Below are 19,363 nucleotides of genomic sequence, written 5' to 3'. Positions count from 1 at the left end.
CTTCAGGCCTCTCGTTGCTGTTCGTTATTCGATGAGCCAGAGGTTGCCACCGGTTTTAAAACGTTGGCCTGGCGTAGATTGGCAAAGACCTGGTCGCGGGTGCCGAACTCCTGCACCGCTCCTTCATTGAGCAGTAAGACTTTATTTACGACGCCAAGCAGCGTCGGACGATGCGAGATAATTACGGTGGTTTGCCCCTGGGTTCGCAGGGTATTAATCGCTTTCACCAGCGCGAATTCACCCGCGTCATCCAGATTAGCGTTCGGTTCATCCAGCACGAGGAAAGCGGGGTTGTTATAGACCGCGCGCGCCAGCCCAATACGCTGCCGTTGCCCACCGGACAACTGGTGCCCGCCCGCGCCCAGCGGCGTGTCGTAGCCTTGCGGAAGGCGCAAAATCATTTCGTGAACACCCGCCAGAACGGCGGCGGCCACGATAAGTTCGCTGTCGCTTTTGGTAAAACGCGCGATGTTTTGCGCGATGCTGCCGTCAAACAATTCAACATCTTGCGGGAGGTAGCCGATTGACGGGCCAAGTAACTCTTTATCCCACTGGCAAATATCCGCGCCATCCAGGCGAACCTTACCGGAGAGCGGCTTCCAGACGCCGACTAACAGCTTAGCCAGCGAGGTTTTCCCTGATGCGGAAGGGCCAATGATGCCCAGCACTTCACCTTGTTCGAGTTGAAATGAGATGTTACGCAGCAGAGGGCTACGTTGACCAGGTGCTGCGGCAAACAACGCTTCGACGCTGATATTGCCCTTTGGGCGTGGCAACGTGAGAATTTCCTTCGGTGCCGGGTATTCCTTCAGCAATGTCGATAGCTGCTGCCACGCACTGCGAAATTGCACAAACTGTTTCCAGCTACCGATGATTTGTTCCACCGGGTTGAGGACGCGGCCAAGAATGATGGAGGCGGCAATCATCAGCCCTGGGGTAATTTGACCCCCAATCACCAGTAAGGCACCGGCTCCCAGCGCCACGGATTGCAGCAACACGCGAACAAAGCGGCTCAAACTGTTTAAGTTGGCGGTTTTATCGGCAATCTGCGTTTGCAGTACCAGGACTTTGCTGTGTTGTTCCTGCCAGTTGAGTTTCAGCGTAGCGAGCATGCCCATCGCTTCAATGCTATCGGAGTTTTGTAATTGCTTATTGAGTCGGCTGGCATTATTGATGGTCAATGAATGGGCTTGCTGAATAGGGCGCTTAGTGGAAAATTCAGACACTAAGGTGAGGATAAATAATATCAGTATCCCGCCCAGCGCCAGGTACCCCAGCAGTGGGTGGACAATAAACGCGATAAACAAATAAACCGGAGTCCATGGAATATCCAGTAGCGCAAATAAGCTGTTACCGGAAAGAAACTGACGAATTTGGTCTAATTCTGCCAACGCTTGCGCAGGGTTATTTTCGCCGGTTGCGACTTTGCGTTTAAACGCCGCATTAAAGACTAACTGGCTTAATTTTACATCAAGTCTGTTGCCCAACCGGACCATCACACTGGAACGGGCAGACTCAATTAACGCAATCACGATATATAAGCCGACAATCAATAACGTTAACATCAGTAAGGTTGTGGTGTTTTTACTCACCAGAACACGGTCATAAACCTGCAACATATAGATTGCCGGCGCCAGCATAAGCATATTAATCACACAACTAAAAAACAGCAGCGTAATAAATGTGGGCTTCGTTCCCTTTAACGCATTCTTCAGTTCTGTTGGCGTATGCTGGCGCGACATAGTCTTCTCCTTACGCGATCAGTGAGTTATTGCCGTTGTTTGCGGCAAAGGTGTTCGGTATTTCCAGGATAAAATCACCAATATTGACGGTGGTGGCGTTGATGCCAACTAACGTGATGGCATCAGTACCAACGGTCACAATGGTGTTGCCATTGCTTCCGTTAATGACCACGCTGCCGGCAAAAGTATCGGAAGTGATGCCCAGCAAACTCAGGTCGAGGTAATCCTGCCCGCCATTGGCATTACTGTCGAAACCGGTAATACGGTCTTGCCCGAAGCTTGCGCTGAAGGCGAAGATGTCGTCACCCGTACCGCCGTCCATGTTGTCATTGCCAGCCTGACCATTAAGGATGTCGTTGCCGACGCCGCCAGCCAGCACATCAGCACCCGCGCCGCCAATCATGACGTCGTTGCCATTGCCGCCTTGTAGGTTGTCGACACCGTCACCACCATCGAGGAAGTCATTTCCTTGCCCGCCCAGCAACTGGTCGTTTCCGCCCATGCCGAACAAGAAGTCGTTGCCGTTGCCACCGGTGATAGTGTTGGAAAGGGCGTTCCCGGTGCCGATGAAACTGCCTTGCCCGGTGAATGTCAGATCTTCAACGTTATCGGTTAAGTCGTAGCTGCCAAGGTTGGTCTGGACGACGTCCGTTCCGCCATTCACCTCTTCAATGACCATGTCGCCAGCATCATCCACGATATAAGTGTCGTTTCCGGCACCGCCAGCCAGGCTATCGGCACCCAGGCCGCCATCAAGACTGTCGTTACCTGCATCACCTTGTAGGGTATCTTGTCCCGCTTCACCGAACAGGTTGTCGTTACCCACACCGCCGGCTAACAGATCGTCGCCTGCACGACCTTGCAAGGTGTCGTTGCCACCTTCACCACGCAGGATATCGCTCCACGCGGTTCCGACGAGGGTGTTCCCGGTATTCGTGCCAACAATAAGGTCGCCAATAGGCTGGGTGGTGGAAGAGGTCAGGACAACAGGGGCGTTGCCTTCATCATCAACCACGGTCACCACCACCTGCAAAGTCCGGCCAACCATCCCCTGGCCTGGCGTGTAAGTCGCGGCAGTGGCACCGGCAATATTGGTAAAGCCGTTCCCGTTACTCATTCGCCATTGGTAGCTAAAGTTACCGCCGCTCAGGCCGTCAGCATCAGCAATACCGGAGACAACGGCGGTCAGCGTTATGCTCTCTGTTGGCGTTAGGTCGTTGATAACCGGAGTACCGGTGGTTGCTTGATCTCGTGGCATCACAGCCTGTGTTTGCCCGGACACTAAGGTTTCAGCATCGCCCATTCGGTCGTTGAAACTGGCAACCACGCGCAGTGGCGCACCCTGAATGGTTCCAGGAACTCTGAACTCTGCGCCAACTGCCTGATTCAGCCATGTGCCACCGACAAATGCCTGCCATGTCAACGTCATCGCCACATTCGCCGCCAGACCGTTGCCATCCTGCAAGTTAGCGACGTTAACCCGCAGCAGATCGCCCACCTGTGGCGTAGCACTGCTGATGGTGAGATCGCCGACGCCCTGTTGCGCCGTGACCCATAACTGCTCACCGTTACCAAACTCCAGTTTTTCGATGTTCAGCAGGCGGTCAATACCATCATTGAGATTCAATGCGGCATTCGGGGTGGCGTGGTCGACTCTGAGGCTGCCATCCGCCATGCGGGTAAAGGCGTAGTTGCTGCTGACATCGCGGTACACCGCAACATCAGTTTCACTGCCATCACCTTCTTGGAGGATTTCGCGCACAATCGAGAGCTGGTCGGGCTTTAAGGTACCGTTGAGCATGTAGGATTTCAGCTCGTTCATGCTGTCGGCACTGGTCACACCCGGCATCCCGCTGACTGCGATTCGCACGTTCAGCCACGCATCACCATCAATGATGTCGTTACCTTCTTTACCCGTCATGCGGTCGCTACCGCCGCCACCGAGTAAAATATCGCTGCCATCATCAGGGTTAAACAGCACCGCATTGGGGTCAGCGGAGTGTTCAACACCAAGAATGCTCTGTAGCCCGGTGATCCTGTCTGCACCTTCCTGGGTCAGATTATTGGAGAGCGGGGCGCCCTGAACTGGCGCGGTGCCGATAGGGCGTTCTGTCCCGACTAAGACATCGTCATGTTTCCATCCCGATAACCCTTCAACCAGGTCGAAACGGTCGCGCAGAATAAACTCTTGTTGGTTGACGAAAATTGGAATACCGAGGTCAGAGTTTGCGCCGTTCGTGTCGCCTTTATGGATTGCCCAGTCGAAACCGGCCATGCCATTGTTGCGCTGAATCCCCGCACCTTGAACCATGATGTCGTCGCCGGCTTCGCCATCGTAGTCAGTGTCGTTACCCTGGCCGTTCAGTACGTCGTGGCCGATAATCGTGCTGTTGAAGAACAGTTCGGAGTTTTCACCGGTTAGCGAGTCAAACCCGTCACCGCCTTCGAGCCAGTCATCGCCTTCGTTACCCAGCAGCGCATCACCGCCCGAACCACCGAGCACAAAGTCATTATCCCGGCCAGCAAACACTTCCTGTGCATCTTCGCCTACCACCACAAAATCACTGCCGCTGCCGCCGAAGACCAGATCGTTGCCGTTACCGGAGAAGATCACATCGTGGCCGCCATCGCCATGCAGGAAGTCGGCATCACCCACAGGTGTGCCAGTGTCGGTAATAATGTCATCACCGTCACCGCCGTGAACTACGTCGGCTTCATCGCCACCATCAAGCCGGTCATCACCAGCGTCACCCCACAGGCTGTCGATGCCTTTACCGCCGATTAACGTATCGTTGCCCGCGGACCCTCCTAGTACCACGTGCCCATCACCAGTGTATTTAAGATAACCGCCGTCAGCCGCACCATCACCGTCCACATCCTGAGAGGCAGCGCGCCGTGTCATCAGCGGCGTCAACAAGTCTTTAAGCGGGTTACCCCAGGTTGGGTCGGCTTCGGTTTGCAGCGCCTGGTTCACTTCGAAAATATGGTCTGGGGTCTGGAACAGGTTAGCGGGCAGGTGAGATGAACCGATTTCGCCCAGATCGCTGTTGCGCATCACCAGTGCGGAAAACGAGTTGGCTTCCAGCTCATTGAGCATGTTCAGCCCCTGAGCACGGCTCAGGTAGTAGAAGCGGTCGCCGTCTTGCAGCAATTCCATTTGCGTTTCAAAGACAAAGTTGAAGGTTGAGCCGAGCATCCCGCCAAACTCATTTTTGCGCTCCGCTAGCCCGCCAATCCAGAAGTCGACCATATTCAGGCCGGATTCTTTGGTCGCCCAGGCACCGGTACTGTTGAAGAAATCCATCGCATCAGCAGGTGGTGGGGTGTTCGGTCCATCGCCGAACAGCAGGAAGTTCACCGCGGCACGTTTGCCTTCGATGGTGGTGGCACTCAGAATCAACTCATGCTGCCCGTAAGCGGCCATAAAGTTGATGATGGAAGCCGGATTTTTCAGGTAAGTGGTAAAATCAGCCCAGCTGGTATAAGGCCGTAATTCACTGTTAGCGCTTAATTCAAAGAATTGTGCGCGAGCCTGATTCAGGGTCGGCATCGCCGTATCACGGCCTCGGGCAATGTTCAGTGCGCCTAAATCAAGCGGCAGGCCAATCAGGTTATTACGCAGGGCATCGGTAATAAATTCATCAATTTCGTTACCAACTTGCCGCGTCATACCGCGCACAATCGCGCCAATCGCCTGTTCATCAGAAACCGCTTCGCTGTTGATCTGATTAAAGGCCAGCGGGTTGAGGAACGCTTCAATCAGGCCAATATCACCATCTTGCATAGCGATATCGGTACGCGCGACGGTTTCTGTCAGCATTGAGTGGCCAAAGCGGTAAACCACGTGAGCAAACTCAGCAAAGATAGCTGGGTTAATATCCGCACTGTTGGAGAAGACAAACGGGTCAACGGCGGGTTGCACAGTACGCGCAAACTCTTCGAAGACCAAGTGCTGATACTGCATTTCTGTGGTGAAACGACCCGCCTGGAATAAGTATTCGCCGTTCCACACCAGGGTGCCGGTATCGGCTGGCAACTCAGTTATCTGGTGTGACGGCATTAACCATTGGTTGATAAGGTCAATATCGCCGGTTCCCAGAATCGTGGTTTTATACTCTTCCACCAGGCGGTTATGTTCGCTGTGGAATACCGCGTGTACTGCGGTTAAACCAATGTTTTCATTGCCGCGCCCGTCACCAGTTATAAAGTGTCGGTCGAGCAGTTCATTATCGTAGGTGCCCGCAGCCTGCTCGCCACCAATCACATTGTCGTCATCAGCCACCAGTCCTTTTGGCGTCGCCGTGTGGGCAATGTCATCAAGAAACGCGTGTCCGGTACGGAAGGTATTCGCGGATAAAGCCTCACCGTTGGCTTCAACCAACCCAGCGGTGGTGACAATCTGCACTTTACCGTTTTCACTTAGGATCAAATTACCGTAGCGGTCGGTTGCCAGCAGCGGAACATTAAACACGTCTTGATCGGTGAGTTTAATACCGAGAATATGTTCAGCCTGGAATTTTACATCAGCCCAGGTTGCCAGTCCGCCATTAACACCACCTAATAAATTACCGGTAGGCTCAGGCTTACCATCAATTAATAGATATTCGCGGATGAATATTTGATGTGAAGGGTGGGAAGTGTAAGTTTGGTTTTGATCGATGAATGGGGTAGTGAGGTTTTTCGTTTCATGATTAGCATCAACTTCTGCCCGGGTTAATATCATGAAATTAGTGGGTGAGTCTTTAACCCATAAAGGGTCATCAGGTTGTAACGGAATAAAGACAATTCCGTTTCCTCCTTTGGGTATCAGATCCAAACCGTGGTCAAAGAACTGGCCGAAGAAGGTCATCCAGCCATTAAAAGCGGGGGATAGCCCGACATCGGGAGACAAGTTAGGAATCGACAAGCTGCCATTATCGGATTCTGTACCACCCCCTGGGGCATCAGCTAGACCTTCGTGTGCTTCGACTGCTGCGGGGTTTGAATTGGTTTGATCGGATATTAAGTTACTGATAATACGTGGGTCTGCATCGACAACCATGCCTCCGATTTGGGTATAACTGGTTGACGCATCCGCATCTTGCCAGTTTAACGCGGTTAATCTTGGCATGGTTTGGTCGGCGGAACCGTAGAGCTCCTGACCTGGCAGAAGGTTATTCCAGGAACCATCGACGGTGCGCAATCCATACGGCAATAATGGGCTGGAAACAGCATCGCGTAGTACATCACCATTGATAGTGCCATCTGGGTTTGTCGCGGCTTCAGATATTTTTATCTGCTTAAGGATAAAAGCAAGATCGTGAAGTGTGACAGTAAAGTCATATTGTGAGGCCATAGATAATTACCCCTATGTTTACCTTTTATAAGCTATCATCACTCGTTTCCGCCATGTTTGAAAATTGACAGATGAATGAACCGTATTCATAAAACAAATTAGCTGTGTGTAATAAATTGGCTAAATTCCTTTTTATTTAATTTAGAATATCGACGACCTGTTTTGAGTAATTCTCCTTGTATAATACTTAGCGCGGTAAGTTTATTTCATCCATTTACGACAAGCATTCAGGCAAGTTCCAGGCGGCTTCAGCCCTTTGAATCTGCAAATGAATTCAAAGCGATTGGATTTATAAAGATAAACATTACCGAGCTTGATGGCGTATTGAGATTTCAATCTCACGTTACATTTTTTTATAATTATAACTATGGTTTTTCTTTGAATTACGTCTCTCATACTTTTTTATTACAAATAATTAAATCTGTAATTATTTTGTCACACAGCTTACACGAAAGGTTTTTTTAGTATCAGCGAGGTCGATGCTAAGAGGACGTTATTTAAATAAAACAGGGGTGATGGCTAATTAATATTTAATCTATCACATTGATTTTTATTGGTTATTGTTTTTACCAACTGGTCTTAATAAATATCATCATTCATTGAAAACCCAAATAGGAAAGAGTCTCATTCGCTGTGAAAAAGAAGGGCTTTTCATTTCTTTACATTCGCATTTAACTTAAAGTTTGTTTTTTGTACGCTGCTTTATTAATAACCTATAACCAGAATAACCATAAAAGGGTATTGGTCGTATTTTTAAAATAGAAAAATAGGGGGTGGATATTGAGCCCCCTGAATAACGTTCCAGTTTTCCGGACAGGGAAATGAAACATTCAATTATTCAACATCATCAGCCTGCCGGGGAGTGAGTACCGCCAGTGTTTCAAGCCGCACTGGTGTTAACGGCACTCTCGGCTGCGGTATCGGCCAGTCAAGCAGGTAACGGGCGGCGGTGGCGCAGATTTTCCCCTGGCACGCTCCCATCCCACAGCGGCTATTGAGTTTGCAGGCAGTCCAACCGGCCTGGGTATTGATTTGCCCCAGCGTCACATCTTCACAGCGGCACAAAAAAGTGTCTGCGGCACCCAGAGTTTTAAGTGCCGGATTTAGCAAAAAGGTTTGGCTGACTGCGGTGGCAAAACGTTGCCATTTGCTGCGTTTTGCCAGCAATGCTTGCGCTGCTGCTGTATTACCACTGGCAGCATATCCGGCAATTGCGCCTTCCACCAAAGCGAGTTCACTTCCACCCACACCGGTGCATTCACCAGCCGCATACAGGTTGGTAATACTGGTTTGCTGCCATTCATCAACGGAAATGGCTGCATTTTCTATCCGGCAACCCAACAACATGGCTAATTCGATATTGGCTACCAGCCCAAACCCGCAGGCTAAACGATCACAAGCTATGGTTCGAATTTGTCCACCTTGTTGGACACGAACGGCGGCAAGCCGCTGCTGGCCTTGCGCTTCCAGCACATAACTGTTTGGGCGATAGCATCGGTTAATTAAACCTAATGACTGCCGCACTTTCGCAGGCCACTGCCACAGCCCTTTGGCGAATGTGACGAGTCTGCTCATCGCGGCTTGTTCGGCCAGCAACGTGACTTTACCGCCCGCTTTACTGACGCTGTCGGCAACCGCCAGTAGCAACGGCCCGCTTCCGGCTATCACCACCCGTTCGCCACGCAACGATAAGCCGTTTTTGATTTGTGCCTGTAAGCCACCGGCACCTGTCACCCCCGGTAAAGTCCAGCCAGGGAAGGGCAGTAACAGTTCGCGCGCGCCACAGCATAAAATTAACCGTTGGTAGTCGATAGTCCCGCAACCTTTGTCATTTTCGTACAACAGTTGCTGTGGCGCGCTTTGTGCCACCACTTTGCTGCCGCTGAGCAGGGTAAAGTGTTCTAACGCATCAATGGCTTGCCGATATTGGCGGGCGAGAGCGGGTAACTCGACTTCAGGCCCATCGCGCCAGATTTGCCCGCCAGGACGCGGATTATCATCAAGCATCACGATTCGTTGCTGGCTTTCACCTGCCGCCAGCGCAGCGGCCATTCCGGCAGGGCCAGCGCCGATAATCAACACGTCGCATTGCAGGTTATTCATTTATTCCCACTCCGTTCGATTCTCATCTCGGGCTGGCACAAAGTTTGGCAGGCCAGTCGTTGCTCACCATCAATGATGACCCGGCATTCCTGACACACACCCATGCCACAGAAAGCCGCTCGCGGTTGCTGGCTGACGGAAATTCGGCAGTAATCTTGCCCGCTTAAGCTGAGTGCTGCCGCCACGGTGATGCCTTCTGGTACCTGATAAGGTTGTCCGGCGAGGGTTAAGGAGATCAGTTTCATAAGAGGCACTCGTCTGTGGCGAACATACGCGCAGCCAGATAAGGAGTGTCATCAATGGCGGTGCGCTGTTGTTGGATTTGCGCGGCAATCAATGCCGCACTGCCCATCGCCGTGGTGACGCCAAGACCTTCATGTCCGAGCGCCAACCACAGCCATGAATAATCCGGATGGGGACCAAGCAAGGGAAGGCCATCGGCCGACGCTGCCCTAAACCCCGCCCAGCAGCGGATGATGTTCATTTTTGCCAGCTCGGGCAGGTAGTCTGTAGCGCGTTTAAGCATGGTGGCGAGCAAAGGCATGTCGATGGCTGGGTTGAGGGTGTCAAACTGGCGTGAGGAACCAATCAGCAATTGGCCGGTTGGGCGAGCCTGCACGTTAAAGGCCACGGATGTGCCGTCGGAAGCATGCGCACTGGCTCCATAACCTAGATCCACCAGTTGGTGTTTTACCGTGTGTGGATAGCGGTCGGTGATCGCCAGTTGGCCTTTTTTGGCTCGCAGTAGCGGCGTTGCCAGCAGTTTGTCGGCCTGTAAACCACAGGCTAAGGTGATAACCGGTGCGCTAAATCGCTGCCCACTCGCCAAAACCACCGACTGCTGTTCCAGTGCTACGACTTCACCGTAAATCCGCTGGACGGCTTGCCCCGCATCGTCAACCAACCAACGGGCCGCATTCGGGGCGTAAATAATGCCATCTCCCGGCACGCGCAAACCACCGGCTAATCCGCCACGTAGCATCGGTTCAAGTTGTGCCACCTGTTGTGGGGTCAGAAGTTCACTGTTCACGCCAAATGCGGCCATCCGTTGCTGTTTAACTTCCGCAATCGCCATTTCTTCGGGCTTTTCTGCCAGCCACAAGGTACCGCAGTCGCGCCAGGCGCAGTCTTCCGGCATACGGTCGACCACGCTGCGCCACAAATTCAACGAATAACTACTCAGCGCAAGTTCAGCGGGGTTGTCATCCATACACACCAAATGCCCCATGCCAGCAGCGGTCGCGCCAGGGCGTTGGTCGTCAACCAGCAACACCCGTAACCCTTGTTGTGCTAACTGCCATGCGCAGGCCGTACCGATAATACCCGCGCCAATGACAATCGCATCGGCGGTCGCCATTAACGTATCCCCCAGGCAAACGGGTCGCGTTCATCCAGTAACAATTGGCTATCGGCACAGACAAAAGCTTGCCCGCGAATAAACGGTGTCACTGTGTTTCCGGCATTGGGCTGGTAATAACCGCTGAACTCACTGCCGATCACGCTGGCCTGGCGCCAGATTTCACCTGGTAATAATTTGCCATCTGCGGCCAGGCAAGCCAGTTTGGCACTGGTTCCGGTGCCACACGGCGAGCGGTCATACGCTTTGCCAGGGCATAAAACAAAATTGCGGCTGTCGGCCTGTTCGTCGTCGCAGAAGAGTTCAATATGATCGATAACTCCGCCGTCTTCCCCGTAAATCCCCGCGTTTTCTAGCGCCTGGCGTACCGTCCAACTGAAGGCGGTTAGGGCTTCAATATTGTTAGTGGCGATGCTCAAGTGATGGTCGCTGATGAGGAAGAACCAGTTTCCCCCCCAGGCAATATCTCCGGTGACTTCGCCATAGCCTTCAACAGACACGGCGACTTGCTGGCGGTAACGATAAGCGGGGACATTTTCGATAGTTACACTGCCATCTTCATGCAACGTTGCGCTCACCGTGCCAACCGGGGTTTCAATCTGGTGTTCGCCCACAGCAATGTGACCAAGATACGCCAGAGAGGTGATGAGCCCAATGGTGCCGTGGCCGCACATGCCGAGATAGCCGCTATTATTGAAGAAGATCACCCCGGCGGCGGCGTGTGGAGAGCAGGGCTGGCAGAGCAACGCGCCCACTAATACATCGTTGCCACGCGGTTCCAGAATGATAGCACTACGCCAGTCATCATAATGTTCAGCGAAAAGCGCTTTACGCTCAGCCATGCTGCCACGGCCCAGGTCGGGAAAACCATCGATAATCAACCTGGTAGGTTCACCACCGGTGTGGGAGTCAATCGCGCGTAATGCGATGAAAGGGGATGCAGGTGTCATGGGTGTCTCTCAATGGTTAATTAAATGTTACCAATAGATTAAGACTGACCGAATCCCGCCATCACGGCTTGACCTTTTTCGGCAACGGCGATGCCGAAATCAGCACAATGCAAAATGGCCTGAGCCCACATCACGTAACTCACCCTTGAAAGAACAAAAGTTTGTGGCAATCCGCATATTCGCTATAACGCGCTTGATAAGTTAAAGAAAAGTTAATATTGATCCAATGGAGTTAAAAATAACCCACTGCAACCACTCGCGGGAAAAGGTATTGCGATGCAATTAATCCCTGGTTTGAAGGCTCCTCCGCAGGCTCCCTGTCTTCCTGAGCCAGAAGCGGAAGAGTGCTTTGCTGTCGATCAACTCAAATTGCTCTGTGATGGACTGGCACAGCAGCGCCCCAGTTCGTTACGTAGTATGTTGAATTCACTGGCATTGATTGCCCCGCTGCTGAACGCGATTCCCAATGTGGTGTTCTTTATTAAAGACAAGCAGGCGCGCTATTTGCTGGCGAACCTCACATTAGCCAAACGTTGTGGTTTTAAAACGGTGACACCATTGTTAGGGAAAACGTCGGCAGATGTTTTCCCGACCCAGTTAGGTTCAGGCTATACAGAGCAAGATCTTCGGGTATTACATCACGGTGTGCAGATTCAGGATCAGCTTGAAATGCACCTGTACAGTGGCCGTGAAACCGGCTGGTGTCTGACGCAAAAGCTGGCGCTGTATGACCGGCAGGGCAAGATTATCGGCATGGCCGGGATTTCACACGACTTGCAGGAAGCGAAGGCCAATCACCCGGCTTATCAACGCCTGGCGGCACTGGATGTCTATATCCGCCAGCATTATGACCGGCCAATCGCAATGGATGAGTTAAGGGCGCTGACCGGTCTTTCGGTTGCGCAAATTGAGCGTTACTGCAAACGTATTTTCCACCTGACGCCGCGCCAGATGATCCACAAAGTCCGGCTGGAGAAGGCCACCGAACTGTTAGCCAGCGATCTGCCGATTACCGATATCGCTATCCAGTGCGGTTATACCGATCACAGCGCCTTCAGCCGCCAGTTTAAAGCCATGACCGGCTCCACCCCTCGCGATTTTCGTGCCACGTTAGTTCCCTAATCCCCTGAAGTTATTACTTTTATGATGTGGCTGCGTCAGTGCTTTTGCTGCGCGCAGCCCGCTAGCATTGTGCCAATTTCGTCCTCGCATTCGGTGAAAACCGTCAAGCCGCTACTGAGAAATCAGGTCAATCTGTTCTCGAATTTCACCAAATATTAACCATCAATTAACAATTCAGGCGAAAGGACAAACACGATGAGCCATAAAGCGATTAACTGGAGCGGTGTGTTCCCTGCGGTCAGTACTCAATTTCGTAACGATTATTCTCTGGATCTTGATGCCACCCATGCGGTGATTAAAAACCTGGTCAAAGACGGTGTGTCTGGCCTGGTGGTTTGCGGCACTGTGGGTGAGAACACCTCCATGACGATGCAGGAAAAACTGGCAGTGATCGAGGTGGCGAAAGACGCCGCACAAGGCAAAGTGCCTGTTATTGCAGGGATTGCCGAATTCACCACTGCCTTTGCACAGAATATGGCGCGTGAAGCAGAAAAAGCTGGTGTCGACGGCGTCATGGTGATGCCAGCACTGGTTTATTCATCCAAACCACACGAAACCGCAGCACATTTCCGCAGTGTAGCCAGTGCCACCAACCTGCCAATCATGGTTTACAACAACCCACCAATTTATAAAAACGATGTCACACCAGACATCCTGACCACGCTGGTCGATTGCGACAACATCGTCTGTTTCAAAGACTCCTCTGGCGATACCCGCCGCTTTATCGATTTACGCAATGCGGTAGGTGACCGCTTCGTGCTATTCGCCGGGCTGGACGATGTGGTACTGGAAAGCCTTGCCGTGGGTGCAGAAGGGTGGATCTCTGGCATGTCGAATGCTTTCCCACGCGAAGGGGAAACCTTGTTCCGCCTGGCGAAGCAAAAACGCTTCGAAGAAGCCCTGGCACTGTATAGCTGGTTTATGCCGTTGCTGCATTTGGATGCCCGTCCGGACCTGGTGCAGTGTATCAAACTGTGCGAAGAGCGCGTGGGCCGTGGCAGCGCGGTGACCCGTCCACCACGTTTGGCATTGCAGGGTGAAACTCTGCAAGAGGTGACGGCAATTATCGACGCCGCTCTGGCTAACCGTCCGACTCTACCTGACGTCGGTCTGTAATCCTCCATGACGGCCCGGCATTTCACCGGGCTTTATCGGGCAATCGAACAGGGGAAACCGATGCCGACTCACAGCACTTACAACCTTAGCGGTAAACAGTTTATTGGCGGGCAGCGGATAGCCAATGGTGACGCCGAACTCATCAGCCTGCGGGCCGATAATAATCAACCAACTGGTTATCGTTTTTATCAAGCCAGCCCGGCAGAGGTGGATGCCGCAGCACAAGCTGCTGCCCAGGCATTCAATATTTATTCACAAACCAGTGCCGAGCAGCGCGCTGATTTTCTGGCGGCTATCGCCGATGAGCTGGATGCGTTGGGAGAAGACTTTTTTGCTTTTGCCGCACAGGAAACCGCTTTGCCTCTCGCTCGTCTGAACGGTGAGCGCGGCAGAACCAGCGGGCAGATGCGTTTGTTTGCCGAACTGTTGCGCAGTGGCCGCGTGCACGCGGCAAGGATTGATTGCGCATTACCAAACCGAACTCCGTTGCCGCGACCTGATTTACGGCAGTACCGCATTGCACTTGGCCCAGTTGCAGTGTTTGGTGCCAGCAACTTCCCGCTGGCGTTTTCTACCGCCGGTGGCGATACCGCTGCTGCGTTGGCTGCCGGTTGCCCAGTGGTGTTCAAGGCACATAGCGGCCATATGATCACCGCTGAGTTGACCGCGCAAGCGATTGAGCGTGCAGTGCAAAAACAGCAGATGCCAGCGGGCGTTTTCAACATGGTATTCGGCGGCAGTATCGGCGCAGACTTAGTGAAACACCCGGCAATCCAGGCGGTGGGTTTTACCGGTTCATTGCAAGGTGGCAGGGCATTATTTGATTTAGCGATGCAGCGCCCACAACCGATTCCGGTGTTTGCCGAAATGTCGAGCATCAACCCCGTGGTGGTTATGCCACAAGCGCTGGCTCAGCGTGGCAAACAGATAGCCCAGGAGTTGGTTGCCTCTTTCACGCTGGGCTGCGGCCAGTTCTGCACTAAGCCAGGGCTAATTATTGGCCAGCGCAGCGCGGCCTTCAGCCAGTTGATCGCCGATTTGCAAAACCATGTTAGTGCTTGCTCACCACAACCAATGTTGAATGCCGGTACCCGCGACCATTATCTGAGTGGTTTGCAAGCATTAGAAAGGCATCCGCAGCTTCGGCATTTGGCAGGGAGCCGGGAAGAACAAGCCCATCTGGCGGTCGCTCAGTTGTATCAGGCCGAAAGCAATTTGCTTCTCAACGCCGACCCTTTGTTGCAGCAAGAAGTCTTTGGCCCGGTGGCCATAGTGGTGGAAGTTGCCGACCGGCAGCAGTTGCTTGCCGCGCTGGATAACCTGCAAGGGCAACTGACCGCCACGTTATTGGCCGATGAAGAAGACCTGGCTGAGGCGAGTTCACTGGCGCAATTACTCACCCGTAAAGCGGGGCGAGTGTTGTTTAACGGCTACCCAACCGGTGTGGAAGTCTGTGAAGCCATGGTGCACGGCGGCCCCTATCCGGCGACCAGCGATGCGCGAGGTACCTCGGTCGGAACCCTGGCCATCGAGCGTTTTTTGCGCCCGGTCTGCCTGCAAAACTACCCGGCCGCACTGTTACCGCCAGCATTGCAGGACAGCAACCCGCTGAATCTGCTGCGCTTAGTTAACGGTGAATACACTCGCGCAGCCCTCCATTCGCCTGCCGGTCAATAAATCATTGGAAAGGTACTACCATGACAACACAGGGCAAATTTAAAAAGCAGCTGACCCTTACCGATCTGACGTTTATCGGTTTGGGTGCAATTTTTGGTTCCGGATGGTTGTTCGCCGCCAGTCATGTTGCTTCCATCGCGGGGCCGGCAGGGATCTATTCGTGGTTGATTGGCGGCGTGGCCGTGCTGTTACTCGGCATTGTTTATTGCGAACTAGGTGCTGCACTTCCTCGCGCCGGTGGCATCATTCGTTATCCGGTATTTTCCCACGGGGAACTGATGGGGTATTTGTTGGGGTTTATCACCCTGATTGCATTTTCCAGCCTGATCTCGATAGAGATCGTTGCCGCCCGGCAATATGCCGCGGCCTGGTTCCCTTCGCTAAGTAAGCCTGGTTCCGGTGACCCCACAATGATCGGTTGGGTGGCGCAATTCATCTTGCTGTGTATTTTCTTTGTGCTGAATTACTACAGTGTCAAAACCTTTGCTAAATCCAATAACCTGATCAGCATCCTCAAGTTCATTGTGCCGGTACTGGTGATCGTGGTGTTGTTCACATTCTTCAAACCTGAAAACTTGCACAGCCAGGGCTTTGCGCCATTTGGTTCGGCCGGAGTGGAAGCGGCAATTTCTGCCGGTGGCATCATCTTCGCGTATCTGGGGCTGACGCCGATTATTTCGGTGGCCAGCGAAGTACAAAACCCGCAGAAAACTATCCCGATCGCTCTGATTTTGTCGGTGGTGCTTTCCACGATTATCTATGTGCTGTTGCAACTTGCCTTCCTCGGCAGTATTCCTGCCGATTTGCTGAGTGGTGGCTGGCAAGGTATCAGCCAGCACTTTTCGCTGCCGTACCGTGATATTGCCGTGACGCTAGGGATGGGGTGGTTGGCCTTCCTGGTGGTGAGCGACGCGATTGTTTCGCCAAGCGGTACTGGCAACATCTATATGAATGCCACGCCGCGCGTGATCTATGGCTGGGCGAGGGCAGGGACATTCTTCAAAGTTTTCACCCGTGTTGATGGCGAGTCCGGTATTCCGCGTCCTGCGCTGTGGTTAACGTTCGGGCTTTCTATCTTCTGGACGTTGCCGTTCCCGTCATGGGAAAAGTTAATTGGCGTCGTTTCTGCCGCACTGGTTCTGAGCTATGCCATTGCTCCGGTTACCGCCGCCGGTTTACGCCGCAATGCGCCGGATATGCCGCGTCCGTTCTTTGTCAGGGGCTTTTGTGTATTAGGGCCGGTGTCGTTCATCATTTCGGCATTGATCGTTTACTGGTCTGGCTGGAATACCGTGTCCTGGCTGCTTGGCCTGCAAATCGTGATGTTCTTTGTCTATATTCTGTTTAAAAACAAAGTGCCGACTCATAACGTTAGCCTTAAGCAGCAGGTCTGGTCCTCACTGTGGTTGATCGCGTTCTACGCGTTGATCATTGTGGCTTCTTATTTGGGCAGTTTTGGCGGGATCAATGCGATTGGTCACCCATGGGATACCTTACTGGTGGCGGGCATCGCGCTGCTGATTTATTACTGGGGTGCTTACACTTGTTTGCCTAAGGCGAATTTCGTCGGGGATGAAGAAGAGTGATGCTAAGGGAGGAAAGGGCAATGACATCAACCGTTAAACTGACTCTGGTAGAGGCTTATCAACTGGCGTATCAAGCTTTGCTGCGTAATGGTTTCAGCGCCGCACATGCCGACGCGGTGGCAAAGAACGTCACCGCCGGTGAGCGCGATGGCTGCCATTCTCATGGTTTGTATCGGGTGCTGGGATGCGTTCGCTCATTGAAAGCAGGGAAGGTAGCAGCAGATGCGGAGTCGACCCTCATCGACAACGCGCCAGCGATTTTACGTGTCGATGCGCAGGGTGGTTTCTCGTTGCTGGCTTATCAAGCGGCGTTGCCTGTATTTATCGACAAAGTACGTCACTGCGGTATTGCTGCGCTGGCTATCAACCATTGCGTTCATTTTTCTGCGCTGTGGGCAGACATTGAGCCGCTGACCGAGCAAGGATTGGTGGCGCTGGCCTGCACCCCAAGCCATGCCTGGGTTACACCCGCTGGCGGGAACCAACCGCTATTTGGCACCAACCCGATAGCTTTTGGTTGGCCACGCCAGGGTAAAGCACCGTTTGTGTTTGATATGGCGACCAGCGCTGCCGCACGCGGTGAAATTGAACTGCATCGCCGGGCGAATAAACCGTTACCTGAAGGCTGGGGAATCGACAGCCATGGACAACCGTCTACCGACGCCGCCAGTGTGCTGCAAGGTGCCATGCTGACATTTGGGGGGCATAAAGGCTCGGCATTGGCGGCGATGGTCGAACTGATTGCCGGGCCATTGATTGGTGATATGACCAGTAAAGAATCTTTGGCATACGACCAACAGAGCGGTTCTTCGCCTTATGGCGGAGAACTGATTATTGCCATGGATCCTGAGCGTTTTCTGGGTGTGGATAAAGAGATGCATTTAGCCCGAGCAGAAGTTCTCTTTAACGATATGGCCGCACAAGGAGCCAGAATCCCAGGCGAGCGGCGTTTTAAAGCGCGTCAACACAGTGAGCAGTTCGGTGTGGAGTTGCCGCTGGCGTTATATGAAGAGATAGTGGCGTTGAGTTAGTCACTTCAACGGGCTTCTCACCAAATCGTGAGCTATCACCCTGTAAAACAACGCGGAACGTGGTTAATAGGTAACTCGCCAAGTTCAGGCGCTTTAGCCAACAGGATGCAGTATGGAAAATTACGCGAACATAAGTGGTGACTCACAGGTTGTCAGTTTCCAGATTGATGCCAACTCAATTAAAGTGCGCTTCAAAAATAATCATGTGTATCTCTACGATCTTCGCCACCCTGGACCCGAGCGCCTGGAGAAGATGAAAGAGTTGGCGCGTGCTGGTTGGGGCCTGAACACTTATATAGAAAGTGAAGTGAAATCCGATTTTTCATCAAAAGTATTTTAACTCTCAAAAGTGTGGAAAAGCTGCCTGCCTTAGGTGGGCAGCTAAATTTGGATTTTATCTTTCAAAAATAAGTAATTATCTTGATTCATGCGAGCTCAGATGAAGCACTGGTATTCTGCCAACTTACATGTATAGCAATTGCTATACATTGCTCTTGTGTTATGCTGATAAAGTAATCACCACACATGGAGTTTTTATATGAAATCAGATGTTCAACTCAACCTTAGAGCTAAGGAATCCCAGCGGGCGCTCATTGATGCAGCCGCCGAGATCCTCCATAAATCGCGAACAGACTTTATATTGGAAATGGCCTGTCAGGCGGCAGAGAATGTGATACTTGATCGACGTGTATTCAATTTTAATGACGAACAATACGCTGAGTTCATAGATATGCTTGATGCTCCGCTTGCAGATGACCCAGCCGTTAAGAAATTACTCGCAAGGAAGCCTCAGTGGGACTAGTAACAGCTCCTGAGCCTCTGACAAGTTCTCATCAGCTAGCGGAATTCGTGAGTGGAGAGCCAGTTCTTGATGATTGGTTAAAGCAAAGAGGGTTAAAAAACCACGCTTACGGTGCTGCAAGGACGTTTGTCATTTGTAAGAAGGAATCGAAACAAGTAGCGGGCTTTTACTCACTGGCAACTGGAAGTGTCAACCATACTGAAGCTACGGGTGGTCTTCGTCGTAATATGCCGGACCCAATACCCGTTATTATACTTGCGCGTCTGGCAGTGGACCTTTCTTTCCGGGGAAAAGGTCTAGGAGCCGATCTGCTTCACGATGCAGTACTGCGATGCTACAGGGTGGCCGAAAATATCGGTGTCCGGGCCATTATGGTCCATGCACTTACTGAAGAAGCCAAACAATTCTATATTCATCATGGTTTTAAACCATTGCAAACGCAGGAGCGAACATTATTTTTTAAACTTCCGAAAGATGTGGAGGGGACTTAACCCTATGATTTTATGCGAACCATCTTGGTTCATGAAGTAAAGGACCTTTGC

14 protein-coding genes are annotated in these 19,363 nt (G+C 52.2%); 8 read left to right on the top strand and 6 right to left on the bottom strand.

Translation table 11 applies throughout. From position 1 onward, the window contains the following. Positions 1-2: 2 nt before the first annotated feature. From EC843_RS01655 to EC843_RS01630, 6 genes are all read right to left on the bottom strand, one after another. On the bottom strand, positions 3-1,742 hold the full coding sequence (locus EC843_RS01655) for a type I secretion system permease/ATPase (RefSeq protein ID WP_064546677.1): 1,740 nt from the start codon (positions 1,740-1,742) through the stop codon (positions 3-5). Positions 1,743-1,752: 10 nt separating this feature from the next. After that, the gene (locus EC843_RS01650; protein ID WP_064546679.1) at positions 1,753-7,077 is read right to left on the bottom strand and encodes a peroxidase family protein; all 5,325 of its coding nucleotides are present in this window, start codon (positions 7,075-7,077) and stop codon (positions 1,753-1,755) included. Positions 7,078-7,911: 834 nt separating this feature from the next. Next, positions 7,912-9,180, bottom strand: a complete 1,269-nt coding sequence (locus EC843_RS01645) for an FAD/NAD(P)-binding oxidoreductase (protein ID WP_133521485.1) — start codon at positions 9,178-9,180, stop codon at positions 7,912-7,914. Next, positions 9,177-9,425 (bottom strand): (2Fe-2S)-binding protein, encoded by a 249-nt coding sequence (locus tag EC843_RS01640; protein ID WP_064546683.1) that lies wholly within the window; start codon positions 9,423-9,425, stop codon positions 9,177-9,179. Before EC843_RS01640 ends, EC843_RS01645 begins: the two co-directional genes overlap by 4 nt. Then, on the bottom strand, positions 9,422-10,537 hold the full coding sequence (locus EC843_RS01635; protein WP_121813496.1) for an FAD-dependent oxidoreductase: 1,116 nt from the start codon (positions 10,535-10,537) through the stop codon (positions 9,422-9,424). The genes EC843_RS01640 and EC843_RS01635 overlap by 4 nt, the downstream gene beginning before the upstream one ends. Next, positions 10,537-11,487, bottom strand: coding sequence for a 4-hydroxyproline epimerase (locus EC843_RS01630; protein WP_133521484.1), 951 nt, complete (start codon positions 11,485-11,487; stop codon positions 10,537-10,539). Before EC843_RS01630 ends, EC843_RS01635 begins: the two co-directional genes overlap by 1 nt. A gap of 276 nt (positions 11,488-11,763) precedes the next feature. On the opposite strand from EC843_RS01630, the gene EC843_RS01625 reads away from it, so the two are divergent. From EC843_RS01625 to EC843_RS01590, 8 genes are all read left to right on the top strand, one after another. Continuing rightward, positions 11,764-12,609 (top strand): AraC family transcriptional regulator, encoded by an 846-nt coding sequence (locus tag EC843_RS01625; RefSeq protein ID WP_064546689.1) that lies wholly within the window; start codon positions 11,764-11,766, stop codon positions 12,607-12,609. A gap of 195 nt (positions 12,610-12,804) precedes the next feature. Next, positions 12,805-13,725 carry a dihydrodipicolinate synthase family protein gene (locus EC843_RS01620; protein WP_064546691.1) on the top strand — a complete coding sequence of 307 codons (921 nt, stop codon included), beginning with the start codon at positions 12,805-12,807 and terminating at the stop codon, positions 13,723-13,725. A gap of 60 nt (positions 13,726-13,785) precedes the next feature. Next, complete coding sequence (locus EC843_RS01615) at positions 13,786-15,402, top strand: aldehyde dehydrogenase (NADP(+)) (RefSeq protein ID WP_133522048.1); 1,617 nt, start codon at positions 13,786-13,788, stop codon at positions 15,400-15,402. 20 nt (positions 15,403-15,422) lie between these two features. Continuing rightward, the gene (locus EC843_RS01610; RefSeq protein WP_064546695.1) at positions 15,423-16,988 is read left to right on the top strand and encodes an APC family permease; all 1,566 of its coding nucleotides are present in this window, start codon (positions 15,423-15,425) and stop codon (positions 16,986-16,988) included. A gap of 20 nt (positions 16,989-17,008) precedes the next feature. Next, entirely contained in the window at positions 17,009-18,019 is a 1,011-nt protein-coding gene (locus tag EC843_RS01605; RefSeq protein WP_133521483.1) for an Ldh family oxidoreductase, read from the top strand. Positions 18,020-18,131: 112 nt separating this feature from the next. After that, positions 18,132-18,359, top strand: coding sequence for a hypothetical protein (locus tag EC843_RS01600; RefSeq protein WP_064546700.1), 228 nt, complete (start codon positions 18,132-18,134; stop codon positions 18,357-18,359). 198 nt (positions 18,360-18,557) lie between these two features. Beyond that, positions 18,558-18,821, top strand: a complete 264-nt coding sequence (locus EC843_RS01595) for a DUF1778 domain-containing protein (protein WP_064546702.1) — start codon at positions 18,558-18,560, stop codon at positions 18,819-18,821. Next, positions 18,812-19,312: a GNAT family N-acetyltransferase gene (locus EC843_RS01590; RefSeq protein WP_133521482.1), complete on the top strand. Its 501-nt coding sequence runs from the start codon at positions 18,812-18,814 to the stop codon at positions 19,310-19,312. Before EC843_RS01595 ends, EC843_RS01590 begins: the two co-directional genes overlap by 10 nt. Positions 19,313-19,363 lie beyond the last annotated feature (51 nt).

The sequence above is a fragment of the Buttiauxella sp. JUb87 genome (genome assembly GCF_004361975.1).
Lineage (GTDB): Bacteria > Pseudomonadota > Gammaproteobacteria > Enterobacterales > Enterobacteriaceae > Buttiauxella > Buttiauxella ferragutiae.
Note: the sequence above shows the minus strand (reverse complement) of the source record. Positions and strands in the feature narration are given on the sequence as shown.

Bases quoted from the DNA above. Each gene is read 5' to 3' on its own strand.
- EC843_RS01645 (WP_133521485.1), bottom strand. From the start codon at position 9,180: ATGAATAACCTGCAATGCGACGTGTTGATTATCGGCGCTGGCCCTGCC.
- EC843_RS01595 (WP_064546702.1), top strand. From the start codon at position 18,558: ATGAAATCAGATGTTCAACTCAACCTTAGAGCTAAGGAATCCCAGCGG.
- EC843_RS01620 (WP_064546691.1), top strand. From the start codon at position 12,805: ATGAGCCATAAAGCGATTAACTGGAGCGGTGTGTTCCCTGCGGTCAGT.
- EC843_RS01640 (WP_064546683.1), bottom strand. From the start codon at position 9,425: ATGAAACTGATCTCCTTAACCCTCGCCGGACAACCTTATCAGGTACCA.
- EC843_RS01625 (WP_064546689.1), top strand. From the start codon at position 11,764: ATGCAATTAATCCCTGGTTTGAAGGCTCCTCCGCAGGCTCCCTGTCTT.
- EC843_RS01635 (WP_121813496.1), bottom strand. From the start codon at position 10,537: ATGGCGACCGCCGATGCGATTGTCATTGGCGCGGGTATTATCGGTACG.
- EC843_RS01605 (WP_133521483.1), top strand. From the start codon at position 17,009: ATGACATCAACCGTTAAACTGACTCTGGTAGAGGCTTATCAACTGGCG.
- EC843_RS01615 (WP_133522048.1), top strand. From the start codon at position 13,786: ATGCCGACTCACAGCACTTACAACCTTAGCGGTAAACAGTTTATTGGC.
- EC843_RS01655 (WP_064546677.1), bottom strand. From the start codon at position 1,742: ATGTCGCGCCAGCATACGCCAACAGAACTGAAGAATGCGTTAAAGGGA.
- EC843_RS01650 (WP_064546679.1), bottom strand. From the start codon at position 7,077: ATGGCCTCACAATATGACTTTACTGTCACACTTCACGATCTTGCTTTT.
- EC843_RS01600 (WP_064546700.1), top strand. From the start codon at position 18,132: ATGGAAAATTACGCGAACATAAGTGGTGACTCACAGGTTGTCAGTTTC.
- EC843_RS01610 (WP_064546695.1), top strand. From the start codon at position 15,423: ATGACAACACAGGGCAAATTTAAAAAGCAGCTGACCCTTACCGATCTG.
- EC843_RS01630 (WP_133521484.1), bottom strand. From the start codon at position 11,487: ATGACACCTGCATCCCCTTTCATCGCATTACGCGCGATTGACTCCCAC.